Source organism: Ancylobacter sp. Lp-2, assembly GCF_020523795.1.
Taxonomy (GTDB): domain Bacteria; phylum Pseudomonadota; class Alphaproteobacteria; order Rhizobiales; family Xanthobacteraceae; genus Ancylobacter.
In genome coordinates, this window is the sequence record NZ_JAJALI010000011.1 from 78113 (window position 1) to 90773 (window position 12661).

Annotated in this window: 10 protein-coding genes; 4 read left to right on the plus strand and 6 right to left on the minus strand. The window is 67.1% G+C overall.

Annotated features, from left to right (window positions below):
- Nucleotides 1-6: 6 nt before the first annotated feature.
- Nucleotides 7-1008 (plus strand): ABC transporter ATP-binding protein, encoded by a 1002-nt coding sequence (locus LGR54_RS21835; protein ID WP_230364066.1) that lies wholly within the window; start codon nt 7-9, stop codon nt 1006-1008.
- Between the two features lie 101 nt (nt 1009-1109).
- The gene (locus LGR54_RS21840) at nt 1110-2546 is read left to right on the plus strand and encodes a mannitol dehydrogenase family protein (RefSeq protein WP_230364067.1); all 1437 of its coding nucleotides are present in this window, start codon (nt 1110-1112) and stop codon (nt 2544-2546) included.
- Between the two features lie 56 nt (nt 2547-2602).
- Here LGR54_RS21840 and LGR54_RS21845 read toward each other — a convergent pair whose 3' ends face one another.
- The gene (locus LGR54_RS21845; RefSeq protein WP_230364068.1) at nt 2603-5458 is read right to left on the minus strand and encodes a winged helix-turn-helix domain-containing protein; all 2856 of its coding nucleotides are present in this window, start codon (nt 5456-5458) and stop codon (nt 2603-2605) included.
- Nucleotides 5459-5597: 139 nt separating this feature from the next.
- Between LGR54_RS21845 and LGR54_RS21850 the strand changes: the two genes are divergently transcribed.
- Nucleotides 5598-6773 (plus strand): MFS transporter, encoded by a 1176-nt coding sequence (locus LGR54_RS21850; protein ID WP_230364069.1) that lies wholly within the window; start codon nt 5598-5600, stop codon nt 6771-6773.
- An 86-nt stretch (nt 6774-6859) separates the two neighbouring features.
- A complete protein-coding gene (locus tag LGR54_RS21855; RefSeq protein ID WP_230364070.1) occupies nt 6860-7360 on the plus strand; it encodes a hypothetical protein in 501 nt (166 codons plus the stop codon).
- Nucleotides 7361-7526: 166 nt separating this feature from the next.
- Here the strand turns inward: LGR54_RS21855 and LGR54_RS21860 are convergent, their stop codons facing one another.
- The 5 genes from LGR54_RS21860 to LGR54_RS21880 are packed head-to-tail and all read right to left on the minus strand — an operon-like array spanning nt 7527 to nt 12650.
- Nucleotides 7527-8303: a creatininase gene (locus LGR54_RS21860; protein WP_230364071.1), complete on the minus strand. Its 777-nt coding sequence runs from the start codon at nt 8301-8303 to the stop codon at nt 7527-7529.
- 2 nt (nt 8304-8305) lie between these two features.
- On the minus strand, nt 8306-9841 hold the full coding sequence (locus LGR54_RS21865; protein ID WP_230364072.1) for an amidohydrolase family protein: 1536 nt from the start codon (nt 9839-9841) through the stop codon (nt 8306-8308).
- 33 nt (nt 9842-9874) lie between these two features.
- Entirely contained in the window at nt 9875-10972 is a 1098-nt protein-coding gene (locus LGR54_RS21870) for an ABC transporter ATP-binding protein (RefSeq protein WP_230364073.1), read from the minus strand.
- A gap of 2 nt (nt 10973-10974) precedes the next feature.
- On the minus strand, nt 10975-11778 hold the full coding sequence (locus tag LGR54_RS21875) for an ABC transporter permease (protein ID WP_230364074.1): 804 nt from the start codon (nt 11776-11778) through the stop codon (nt 10975-10977).
- The gene (locus LGR54_RS21880) at nt 11775-12650 is read right to left on the minus strand and encodes an ABC transporter permease (protein ID WP_230364075.1); all 876 of its coding nucleotides are present in this window, start codon (nt 12648-12650) and stop codon (nt 11775-11777) included. Before LGR54_RS21880 ends, LGR54_RS21875 begins: the two co-directional genes overlap by 4 nt.
- Between the last annotated feature and the right edge of the window lie 11 nt (nt 12651-12661).

Genomic DNA, 12661 nt, shown 5'->3' on the forward strand with positions numbered 1-12661 from the left:
ACTGCCATGGGCGAGATCGTTCTTTCCGAGGTCAAGAAGTCGTTCGGCGGCGTCTCCATCATCCAGGGGATCGACCTCACCATCGACGATGGCGAGTTCGCGGTGTTCGTCGGCCCGTCCGGCTGCGGCAAGTCCACCCTGCTGCGGCTCATCGCCGGGCTGGAGGACACGTCGTCGGGCACCATCTCCATCGACGGGCACGACGCCACCCGCCTGCCGCCGGCTCGGCGCGGGCTCGCCATGGTGTTCCAGAGCTACGCGCTCTACCCGCATATGAGCGTGCGCAAGAACATCGCCTTCCCGCTGCGCATGGCCGGCATGCCGCAAGACGAGCAGGCGCGTAAGGTCGAGGCGGCGGCGAAGGTGCTCAACCTCACCCCCTATCTCGACCGCCGGCCGGGCCAGCTGTCCGGCGGCCAGCGCCAGCGCGTCGCCATCGGCCGCGCCATCGTGCGCGAGCCTTCGGCCTTCCTGTTCGACGAGCCGCTGTCCAATCTCGACGCGGCGCTGCGCGTCTCGATGCGGCAGGAGATTTCCGAGCTGCACCGCTCGCTGAAGACCACGATGGTCTACGTCACCCACGACCAGGTCGAAGCCATGACCATGGCCGACAAGATCGTGGTGCTCAATGCCGGGCGCATCGAGCAGGTCGGCTCGCCGCTAGAGCTCTACAAGAGCCCGGCCAATCTGTTCGTCGCCGGCTTCATCGGCTCGCCGAAGATGAACTTCATCGCCGGGGCGGAAGCCGCGAAACATGGCGTCCATACGATCGGCGTGCGGCCCGAGCATATCGTCCTCGCCGCCGACGGTCCGTGGAAGGGGGTGGTCGGCCTCGCCGAGCATCTCGGCTCCGACACCTTCCTCAAGGTGCAGGTGGACGGCATCGGCCCGCTGACCGTGCGTGCCGGCGGCGAGGTGGGACTGAACTATGGCGACACCGTCGGCCTCGCGCCGCAGGCCGGCAAGCTGCATCGCTTCGACGAGGGCGGCCGGGCCGTCGCCGGTTAGCGCCGCCGCAGCTGGCACGACATTCCTCGCGTGCCGCGCGAGGTGGATCAAGACGTTGCCCGAGGCGCTGGCGCCGACGGCGGCAAACCGGATGACACGAGATGAGTACGCCCGCCCCATCGCTTCCCGCCTATGACCGCTCGGCACTGACGCCGGGCATCGTCCATATCGGGCTGGGCAATTTCCACCGCGCGCACCAGGCCGTCTATCTCGACGACCTGTTCGCGCTCGGCGAGGGCCATGACTGGGCGATCATCGGCGCCGGGGTGCGCCCGGCCGATGCGCGGATGCGCGACGCGCTGAAGGCGCAGGACTGCCTGTCCACTGTCATCGAGCTCGACCCCTCCGGCAAGCGGGCGCGCCGCATCGGCGCGATGATCGATTTCCTCCCCGTCGAGCCGGGCAATGGCGCGCTGATCGCCGCCATGTCGCGGCCGGAGATCCGCATCGTCAGCCTGACGGTGACCGAGGGCGGCTATTTCATGGACCCGCACGGCCGGCTCGACACCGCCGTCACCGAGATCCGCGCCGACGCCGCCGATCCCGCCGCGCCGCAGACCGCCTTCGGCGCCATCCTCGCCGCGCTGAAGGCGCGCCGCGCTGCCGGCATCGCACCCTTCACGGTGATGAGCTGCGACAACCTGCCGGGCAACGGCCATGTCACCCGGCAGGTGGTGGTCGGGCTGGCCGGGCTGTTCGACGCCGAGCTGGCGCAATGGGTCGACGCCCATGTCGCGTTTCCCAATGGCATGGTCGACCGCATCACCCCGGCGACCGGCGAGCGCGAATGCGCCATGGCGGCCGCCTTCGGCCTCGACGACCCGGTGCCGGTGACCTGCGAGCCATTCCGCCAATGGGTGCTGGAGGACGACTTCCCCACCGGGCGGCCGGCGCTGGAGAAGGTGGGCGTCGTCTTCACCGATCACGTCCATGCCTATGAGGCGATGAAGATCCGCATCCTCAATGGCGGCCACGCGATCATCGCCTACCCCGGCGGGCTGATGGACGTCGAGCTGGTGCACGAGGCGATGGAGGAGAAGCTGATCCTCGCCTTCCTCGACAAGGTGGAGCGCGAGGAGATCATCCCCATCGTGCTGCCGGTGCCCGGCACCGACCTCGCGGCCTATTACGCGATCATCCGCGAGCGCTTCGCCAACCCCGAGGTGGCGGACACGGTGCGGCGGCTCTGCCTCGACGGCTCGAACCGCCAGCCGAAATTTATCGTGCCCTCGATCCGCGACAACCGCACCGCCGGGCGGCTGCCGAGCGGGCTGATTCTCGCCTCGGCGCTGTGGTGCCGCTACTGCGCCGGCGTGTCGGATTCCGGAGTGGTCATCGCCCCGAACGATCCCAACTGGGAGGCGCTGACAGCGCGGGCGTGGCAGGCCAAGGCCGATCCCGCCGTGTGGCTGGCCATGCAGGAGGTCTATGGCGATCTCGGCGAGGATGCCGAGGTGGTGGCTGCCTTCAAGGAAGCGCTGGAGGCGCTGTGGGCGAAGGGCGCGCGCGCGGTAATCACCGAATATCTCGGTGGCTGACGCGGGGGCCGCGACGGATCGGGTGGCGTGACCGGCGGCTTCCCCGGCGCGTGAACCTATCTCGGCTCGGGATGCGTGGTGATCGACACGCCCTTGATCGCGTGTCGAGCGTTGCGATAATCCGGCTTGGCATGGCCCTCGCCGAAGGTGGCGGCGATCTCACCCAACCGCTCGACGAAGAGGCGTGCCTGCGGCCTTAGCCCGACCGCCGTCGTGGCAACGCGCAGCGCCCAAGAACGCAGGCCGGTGCGTTGGGCGATCCGCCAGGCCTCATCGAGGTCGTCCATCGCTTCATCCGCCGACATCGGCGCGACGATGTCGGCGCGAATGCGCAGCAGTTCCGGCAGGATCCACCCTTCGCCGCTTGCACGGCAAAAGCCGATCGCCTCGTCGACACGGGAGAGCGCCTCCGCCCCGCGTCCGAGCCCATGAAGCGCTTGTGCGTGATGGCCGAGGAACATCGCCCGTCGGATCGGCCAGCGCGTCCGTTCCAGCGCCTCGATTCCCGCGGCCAGATCTTCGGCAGCCGGTGCGAAATCGCCCTTCAGCAGATGGAGAGATCCGCGATAGCACCGATGCCAGGCCCGCCACGGCCCGAAAGGATAACGGCTTGAAACATCGGCCAGCACCTCCAGCCGCTCGGCCAACGCCTCGGTCTCCCCGCAGTAGAAGGCAACCGGGCAGCCGGAATCGACGAGGTTGAGCGCCAACGTTGTGGCATGGCCGTGGGCGCGGGCGTCGATCGTGTTACGAGCTGCGAGCGCGGAGGCCTGATCCGGCAAGCCGAGCAAATAAAGGGTTGCCGAATAGAAGGCTCGCCCGTTCAACTGCTGATCGTACTGCATGCGGACGATGGCGTTGGCGGTGGTGACGCCGCCGAGCGCTGCCTCGAATGCCGTTCGTGCCTCCTCAACGCGACCGAGGAACATCAGCGAAATGCCGGTGAGGCGATGGGCGATGACGAGATCGGTTGCTTCCGAGGTCCCACCGGCCGAGCGCGCCAGTTCGGCGAAGACCTCGGCCAATTCCAGCGAAGAGACGTATCGACCGGAACAGAACTCGACCAGCCACAGAGCCCAGTTCGCGCGGAGCTGCAGGTCGATGCTGCCGGTCTCCCGCGCAATCCGGCAGGCGGTTCGCAAGGGCTCTTCGGCCTCCGAGCCCGGTCCGATGGTGTAGATCAGAGATGTGCCCAGCGTCGTCAGCAGCGACACCTCGCGAGCGGCGTCGAGCGGCAGGCCCTCGTCAAGACTCGCCACCGCGCGTTCGAAACGTGCGCGACATTCATTCACCAGAGACAGTTGGAACCACAGCACCGCGGAAGAGATGGTTATCGCGGCCCCGATCTCCCGGTCGCCCTTCGGCCCGAAACACCAGTCGAGTGCGGCGCGTACGTTGTCGAGCTGTCCGGCGTAGGTGGCGAGCCACTCTTCAGGGCGCGCGCGTGGCCATTCCTGCTCGGCGGCGGCGGCGAGCTCCTTGACCAGCAGGGCGTGGCGGCGGCTCAGTCGCTCGAAGGAGCCGCTCTGCCTAAGCTTCTCCAGCGCATAGGCGCGGGTGATTTCCAGAAGGCGATAGCGGGGCAGCGCCTGCGAGAAATCCGCGGCGATCAGCGATTTCGACACGAGACTGGTGAGATTCTCGATGGTCTCCCAACTCGCTTCCTCGATGGCGGCGACCTTGCTAGCGGCGTCGAGCGAAAAATGTCCGGCGAAGACGGCCAGTCGGCAGAGCGTGGTCTGCTCGCCGGGGCTGAGATGATCGTAACTCCAGCTCAGCGTCGCCTGCAGCGTCTGGTGGCGCGGAAGCGCGGTGCGCCGGCCGGCGACCAGAAGGCGAAACACGTCGTCCAGCCGCTGGGCCAGTTCCTTGATCCCGAAGGCGTCGACCCGCCCGGCCGCGAGCTCGATGGCGAGGGGAAACCCGTCGAGGCGGCGACAAATGCCGACGATGACCGATACCTCTTCCGACGTCGGCTGGTAACTGCCCAACGTCGCCGCCGCGCGCTCCACGAACAACCGCACCGACGGGAAGGCGAGGGCATCGGCCCCCGGGGAGCCTTCGCGCGGCGGCACTTCCAGCCCTGCCAGTCGGAAGACGTGTTCGCCTTTGGCCCGCAACGGCTCACGGCTGGTAACGAGCAGACGCAGCTCCGGATTCGCGTTGAGCACGAGCTCGGCAAGCGTCGCGGCTGCCGCCGCCACCTGCTCGCAATTGTCGAGGATGAGCAGCCCCCGCTCTACCGGCAGTCGCTCGGCGAGTTGCACGGGTCCGGATCCCAACGTCATGCCGATGGCAGAGGCCACCGTGTTTTCCACCAGCGCCGGATCGCTGATCTGCGCGAGTTCGACCAGGACGACGGCATCCGGAACGGGGCCTGCGTCCGGTGCCAGTGCGGCACGCGCCGCATCGAGCGCCACCGTCGTTTTGCCGACGCCGCCGGCACCGACCACGCTCACGAAGCGATGGCGGGCGAGCTCCTCGCGGATCACCGTTACGGCGGCTTCGCGTCCCAGTACCGGGGTGAGGTTGAGAGGCAGGTTCTGCCGGATCGAGGGGACGTGTGCGGTGTCGCGGTCGGCAATGTCGGTGAAGGTGACATCGGCGATGAAGCTGTAGCCGCGGCGGGCGATATTGGCGATGTAGTGCCGTCCGTCCTGACCGTCACCGAGCACGCGACGCAGCGCCGTCATCTGCACCCGCAGATTGGCTTCCTCCACGAACAGGTCAGGCCAGGCGCTCGCCAGCAGTTCCTGCTTGGTGACCACCTCGCCGGCGCGTCCCACCAGCGTTACCAGCAGTTCGAGCGCGCGGCCGCCCATGGGGACGACGCCGCCGTCCTTCAACAATTGCTTCGAGGCGAGGGAGAGGCGGAACGGGCCAAAGAGAGCGGCACGTGAGGCGGGTTTCATGAAGGATCCGGGGGACGTCTATTCGGCCATCGCGTCCTCGATCATAATGCGTATAGACATATCCTGAAAAGAGAACCACTCATCAATTTTCCCCAGCGATGGCAACGGGTTCTATGGACGTAAGGGAACGGCGGCTTTCATGAGAAAGATCCCTTCCGCAGCGGCGGTGCAGGTGGAGCCGCGACCGGGCGGACTGCGGGTTGCCGTGCTGCTGGCGCTGCTTGCCATGGCGGGGCCGCTCTATATCGACATCATGCCTTCCATCGTGGCCGCGCTGCGCACCGAATATGGCCTGAGCGCTGCGCAGGCCGGGTTTGTCGCGGCCAGCAACGGCTATGGTTCGACGCTCGGGGCATTGCTCGCTTTGTTCATCGTGTCGCGCGTGCCTTGGCGACCTCTGGCGACCTCTCTGCTCATCTGTCTCGTTGCGGCCGACATCGCCACCACCATGGTGCGCAGCTATGAAGTGCTGGTGGCCGTACGTGCCGGCCATGGCGTGGTCGGCGGGTTGCTGGTCGGCCTCTGCTACGGATTGATTGCCCGCACCGCCGACCCGCGCCAGGGGTTCGGCATCCTTTTCATGTTCCATTTCGGCTTCGGTGGCCTAGGGGTGGTCGCGTCCACCTTTCTCGCGCCTTACATGACACATGGCGTCGTTTTCCTGGTGCTCGCTGTCTTCGGACTGCTCGCGCTCCTGGTGGTGCCGCAGCTGCCGGCATTTCGACAGGAGGCCAGGTCGGACAAGGCGCCTGATGGCGGTGGCCGGCTTCCCGCGCGCAATCTCATGCGGATCGGCGCACTGTTCCTGTTTCAGGCCGCCAATCTTGGACTTGGTGCCTTTCTGATCGGCATCGGCTCCGATTTTGGTCACGCGGCGGGCTTTTCCGGTGCGGCGGTCGGCTTCGGCTTGTGGGCGGGCGTACCCGGAGCCCTGGCCATGCTGATGCTGAGCCGCTCCTTCGGCTGGCGCCCGATGGTGCCGATCGTGCTAGCGGCCGGCTTCAGCAAGGTACTGGTCGGGTTCGGGCAGGATCCGGCCATGTTCGCCATCGCCGTCGCGGCGGTGTTCCTCACCATGGCGATGGCGCTGCCCTATGCCTTCGCGCTCTGTGCCGAGGGGGACGGCACTGGTCGCTCGGCCGTGCTGGCCGGGTTTGCCTCCAAGCTCGGATTGTCCACTGGCCCCGCGGTTGGCGGCCTCGTCTATTCGTTGGGTCCCGAAGCGCTGATTGCCACCGCCATCGCTGCCGTGGTGGCAGCCTCCATTCTGTTCGCCCTGTCGCTGCGACCGCAAACAAGGCGACAGCTGGCCTGACGGAGATTTTGCAGTTTTTTGCACCTTCGCGCGCTCCGCATCGGCTAACTCATAGGTGCCACCCGGATGGTGGCGGGAGAATTGCCGTGGCCGGAGCGATGGGAATGCACGCGAAACATCCCTTGGATGGCGAGGGGGGTGCCTCGCTCGACCCGTGCGAATTCGAGCTCATTCGCCAAGCGATGGCCGAAGCTCTCGGCAGCGGCGAGGACTGTGAGATCGAGCAGATGGTGCGCCTGCGCACGGTGTTGCCGGTACGCAGGCGCGTTCAGGTTCGACTGGAGCGCGATGCCAACGACAAGATCGCCGCGGTGCGGATCACCATCGAACGTGACGGCGAGCCGACGGCAGCCTGGACGTTGGGCCCGGCTCACCCTGCGACCGGTGATGACACCGTTTCAGCGATGGTCGAGGCCATCAACGCCTTCACGGCCGTAGTGCTGCATGCCGAGGCGGTGAAGCGGCAGATCGAGCGCAATCAGCTGGCGGATGTTTCCGGCTCGATGGAACACATCCTCTCCAACGTCCACCGGGCCTGGCAGCATGTCGGAGGCCTGTGCCGGGAACGCGCGGTATCCGCCTCCTAGCCGAGGCGAGGTGGCGTGGGCCATTCCGGCGCGGCTCTAAGCCTTGGCGTCGCGCGATTCATGCAAGGAGCTATTGCCGGCAACCAGGCATGACGAGCATGCAACCTGGCTGCCGGGGTTCGACGTCAGGCGGCACTGACCGCCGTTGCGAGGCGTCGCGGCGGCCTTATGCGCCGAACGCCTTCGCTAGGGCATCGGCGATATCGGGTACGACCTGTTCCAGCACGGCCTTCCCCTTTTCCGCCGAAGCCGATTTGGCCGAGGACAGCACGCCGGTGGGCGGAATTGGCCGGGTGTCGAACGGGTAGATGTCGTAGGGCGGGAAATCGGCCGCCGGGTCGTCGGGGATGCGGTCCTGCCGGACGAGATCCGGCCGGATATGCAGCATGACCGAGGTTTCCATCACCGCCGCGTGCTCCAGCTCCCAGCTCGGAAAGCCGTCGGGGAACAGCACCTTCTCCGTCGCCTTGGTGATGAACTCCCAGTAGCCGAGCTTGATGATCTGCACATCCGTACGGCCGAGCATCGCCTGGTCGCGAAGCGCGAGGTCGGCCGCCTCGACGAGGAACCACTGGTTCTCCATGTGGCCGTCGAACAGCACGATGCGGCGCGCGCCATGGCGCACCAGTTCGTTGACGACATTGCGCACGAGGCCGATCAGCACGCCGGCATCGAGGCTCAGCGTGCCGGGGAAGTGGTTGCCACCGCCGGATTTCGGCTGCGACTTGTAGCCATAGGCGACCGGCGGGGCGACGAGGCCCCCGACGCGCCCGGCGACCTCGACGGCGATCGCCTGCGGCAGCAGCGTATCGGTGGCGAGGGGCAAATGCGGGCCGTGCTGCTCCACCGAGCCGATGGGCAGGAACACGATCGGGTTCGCCTTGATCCGCTCGGCGAAATCGTACCAGGTCAGGTCGGCGAGGAGAGGGGTGGGCGTGCTCATGATCAGAAGTTCCCCGCCGGGCTGGCCGGCCACATATCGCTGTTGCCGATGAGCCGGTGCACCCCGATGTCGATCTGGTTGCAGCGGCGGTGAATGGCGTCGAAGGCCGGCTCGAAGGCCCGGTTCGTGGCCTCGACGCCCGAATGGTAGGTGTTGAAGGCCGGCATCGCCGCCTGCAATTCGGCGAGCAGCGCCTCCTCGTCGATCTTGGTCAGGCGGCCGTTCTCGACGACGATCTCGCCGTTCACCATCACCTTCTCGATGGAGGAGCCGTTCTCGCAATAGACGAGGTGGTTGAGGATGTCGTTGCGCGGCGTGAAGCTCACCGTGTTGAGGTTGATGACGAGCAGATCCGCCTTCTTGCCGGCCTCCAGCGAGCCGGTCTCGTGGCCGATCAGCGCGCTCTTCGCGCCGGCCAGCGTGCAGGCGTTGAGCACTTCGGCGGCGCTGACCCACTTGGTGTAGTCCGGCGTCGTCACCTTGTGGATCAGGCCGCAGGCATGCATCACGTCGAACATACGCGGCGTGTCGTTGGAGCAGATGCCGTCCGAGCCGAGCGCGACATTGACGCCGGCGTCGAGCAACTGGCGCACCGGGGCGACGCCAGCGCCGAGCTTCTGGTTCGAGATGGTGTTGTGGACGATGGAGACTCCCGCCTCGCCCATCAGCGCGATGTCGTCCGGCGTCACCCAGATTGAATGGGCGATGGTGGTACCGGAATGCATGAGGCCGAGATCGGCCATGTAGCGCATCAGCGTCTTGCCGTAATTGGCCGGGCCGGTGACGCCTTGCACCTTCGTCTCGACGATGTGGGTGTGGAACGGCACCTTCCATTCCAGCGCCAGCTCGTTGGCCGCCTGCATCAGCTCCGGCGTGCAGCGCTGCGGCGCCGAGGGGGCGACCATGAAGCGGATACGCCCGGAACGGCCGTGGAAGGCGGCGTAGGCCTCCTTGGCGAAGTCGATATATTCGGCGGTCGTCGGTACGCCGAGCTTGGCGACCTCGGCCTGCAGATCGGCCGGGACGTGCTCGCGCGAGAACGGGATGGAATCGAGGAAGTCCCGGTCCATCACATGGCCGGAGACGGTGGCGCGGATGCCGGCATCGTCATAGGCCTGCACGGCGGCGCCGAGTTGGGCGAGCGACTGGCGGGGCGCCTCGAAGATGTCGTCGGTGAGGCAGGTCACACCGGTCTTCAGCGACTCGATGGCGACCACCATGGAGCGCAAATAGATCATCCGCTCGGCGAGCGCCTTCGCCCCGAGGATCGGATAGGAATAGAGCATCCACAGTTCGAGTGGCAGGTTGTCGTAGCGCCCCTTGAACAGCGCCTCGCCGGAATGCAGGTGGGCGTTGACGAGGCCCGGCATCACCAGCTTGCCGGCGCCCTCGATGATCGTGGCGCCGTCCGGCACCGGCAGGTCCGGGCCGATCGCCGCGACGCGGTCGCCTTCGATGAGGATGTCACCGGTGAAGGGCGTGCTGCCGGACGCACCGCCCATGGCGAGCACGGTGGCGCCGCGGATGAAGATCGACATCGGATCACTCCATGAAACAACTGAAAGGTGGTGTCAGGCCGGCAGGAAGTAGCCTTCGTCCTGCGACCAGCGGGCGATCACGGCCTGACCGGGATTGAGAGGGGTATCTTCGATCTGATGCAGCGACCGCTGCACGCTCAGTTCGGCGCCGCCCGCGGTTTCCAGGAAGACGGTGGCAGAGGAGCCGACGACTTCCATCGTCACCACCCGAGCCTCGATCTCGTTGCCGGTGCCCGTACGGGTCGCGGCGATGTCGATGCGGTCGGCCGCGACCACCAGTGTGACCGACGCTCCCTCGCCGATCGCCGGGTCGGGCGGAAGCGGCGCGAGCGCCGAGCCGAACGGCCCGTCTATGCGCAGCGACCCGCTGCTGGCGCGCGAGGCCTTGCCGGCAAACAGGTTATTGCCGCCGACGAATTCGGCGACGAAGCGATTGGCGGCGCGGCGGTAGATGGCGCGCGGCGCGCCGATCTGCTGCACCCGTCCCTCGCTCATGATCACCACGCGGTCGGCCATGGCGAAGGCTTCCGAATGGCTGTGCGTCACGCAGACGAAGGTGATGCCGAGCTCGCGATGCAGCCGCACCAGTTCCGACTGCATGCGCACCCGCAGATGCGGGTCGAGGGCGGAGAGCGGCTCATCGAGCAGCAGCATGTCGGGTTCGAGGGCGAGCGCGCGCGCGAGCGCGACGCGCTGGCGCTGGCCGCCGGAGAGTTGGTCGACGCTGCGCTCGGCAAAGCCGGCAATGCCGAGCCGCTCCATCCATTCCATCGCCTTCTTGCGGCGCTCGGCGGCGGGCAGGCCGCGTTGCTTCAGGCCGAATTCGACGTTCTTCACCACCGAGAGGAAGGGGAACAGCGCGTAGTTCTGCCAGACCAGCGGCGCGTCGCGCTCCCAGGGGGCGTCCTCATTGATGCGGCGCCCCCACAGGCGCAGTTCGCCCTCGCTCGGCGTGTCGAGCCCGGCGATCATGCGCAGCGTCGTGGTCTTACCGCAGCCCGACGGACCCATCAGCGCGATGAACTCGCCCTTCTCGATGTTGAAGGAGACCTCGGCGACCGCGACCGTGTCGCCGTAGCGCTTGGCCACGCGGTCGATCTCCAGCATCGGTCCGGCTTTGGTTCCGGTCATGGTCAGGCTTCCTTGCTGCGGCGGCCGAGGCGCCGGCCGATCAGGATCTGGGCGACGACGACCAGCGTCATCGAGACGATGAACACGATGGCGCCGATGGCGTTGATGCGCGGCGACACCTGCCCCTGCAGCATGGCGAGCACCCGCACCGGCAGCGTCTCGTTCACCCCCGACACGAACCAGGCGATCATGAACTCGTCGAAGGAGACGGCGGCGGTGAGGAACACCGAGGCGAGGATGGCCGGCAGGCAGAACGGCATCACCACGCCGGTCATCGTGGCCCAAGGCGTGGCGCCGAGGTTCCAGGCGGCGCGCTCGATGCCGGGATCGAGGTCGGCGAGCCGCATGCGGATGAGCGCCATGGCGAAGGGCGCCGCCAGCACCACATGGCCGACGGTGACGCCGGTGAGCGTGCCCGACAGTCCTACCCGCCCCTCGAAGGTGAGCATGGCGACGCCGAGGATCACCACCGGCACGGTCGGCGGCATGGCGACGAGCGCCGTATAGGCCATCTTGCCGAAGAAGCGGTAGCGGTAATCGACATAGGCGGCGGCGAAGCCGAGGAAGGTCGCCAGCACCGAGGTGGCGCCGGCGACGATCAGGCTGTTGATCAGGCCGCGCTGGACCGAGGCATCGGCGAAGATCGCCTCATACCATTGCAGGCTGAAGCCGCCCCAGGGCAGGCTGGGGAAGCGGTCGGCGTTGAAGGAGAACACGATCGTCGAGACGATCGGCGCGAAGATGAAGGCGAAGACCAGCGCGGTCCAGATGAGGAGCGCCCCGCGGCGCAGCAGGCCGGCGTTCATCGCTTGCCTCCCTTGCGACCATAGGCGAGGGCGAGCATCGCCGTCATCACCGCGATCAGCGTCGCGATCATGATCACCGCGACCACCGAGGCGCGCGGCCAGTGATTGCCGGATTTCACCTGGTCGGCGATGAGGATCGACAGGGTGGGCGGCTTGGAGCCGCCGAGATAGAGCGGCGCCACATAGTCGCCGAAGGCCAGCACGAAGGCGAAGGTGGCCGCGACGATCAGGCCTACACGGGCGGAGGGGACGATCACCGTGAGGATGGTGCGCAGCCGTCCGCAGCCGAGATTGTGCGCCGCCTCGATCAGCGTTCTCGGCACATTGGCCAGCGCGAAGGTCTGGAGCAGCACCACCAGCGGCAGCGTCAGCACGAGATAGCCGATCACCGTGCCGGCTGGCGTGTTGAGCACCGAGATCGGCCCGAGCCCGAACGGGTGCAGCGCCGCGTTGATGATGCCCTGCGGGCTGAAGAAGATCTGCGTGGAGTAGATACGCACCGGGTAGGAGGTGAAGAACGGCACCACCAGCATGAAGACGAGGAAGCGCCGGGTCGCCGGCTTTAGTCGGAAGGCGAGGGTATAGGCGGCCGGAAAGGCGATGACACTCGCCAGCAGTGCCGTCAGCCCGGCCAGCCAGAAGGTGTAGACATAGGCGTTGCGGAAGAAGCCGGCGTTGAGGATGAAGGTCCAGTTGGCCAGCGTCGCATCGGGGGTCAGGCGGAAGCTCTTCACCGACCAGAAGGTCATGGCGACGAGGAAGCCGAGCGGCACCACGAAGAAGGCGAACTGCCACAGCAGCGGCGGAAGGCCCCAGAAAGCGGCGAAACGCCACCGTGTCGCCCGGGCCGATGAGGTGACCGGTGCGGCCAATGGCCGTGTCT

Coding starts and splice junctions, on each gene's coding strand:
- LGR54_RS21875 (WP_230364074.1), bottom strand. CDS start 11,778: ATGAACGCCGGCCTGCTGCGCCGCGGGGCGCTCCTCATCTGGACCGCG.
- LGR54_RS21850 (WP_230364069.1), top strand. CDS start 5,598: ATGAGAAAGATCCCTTCCGCAGCGGCGGTGCAGGTGGAGCCGCGACCG.
- LGR54_RS21845 (WP_230364068.1), bottom strand. CDS start 5,458: ATGAAACCCGCCTCACGTGCCGCTCTCTTTGGCCCGTTCCGCCTCTCC.
- LGR54_RS21860 (WP_230364071.1), bottom strand. CDS start 8,303: ATGAGCACGCCCACCCCTCTCCTCGCCGACCTGACCTGGTACGATTTC.
- LGR54_RS21870 (WP_230364073.1), bottom strand. CDS start 10,972: ATGACCGGAACCAAAGCCGGACCGATGCTGGAGATCGACCGCGTGGCC.
- LGR54_RS21865 (WP_230364072.1), bottom strand. CDS start 9,841: ATGTCGATCTTCATCCGCGGCGCCACCGTGCTCGCCATGGGCGGTGCG.
- LGR54_RS21835 (WP_230364066.1), top strand. CDS start 7: ATGGGCGAGATCGTTCTTTCCGAGGTCAAGAAGTCGTTCGGCGGCGTC.
- LGR54_RS21840 (WP_230364067.1), top strand. CDS start 1,110: ATGAGTACGCCCGCCCCATCGCTTCCCGCCTATGACCGCTCGGCACTG.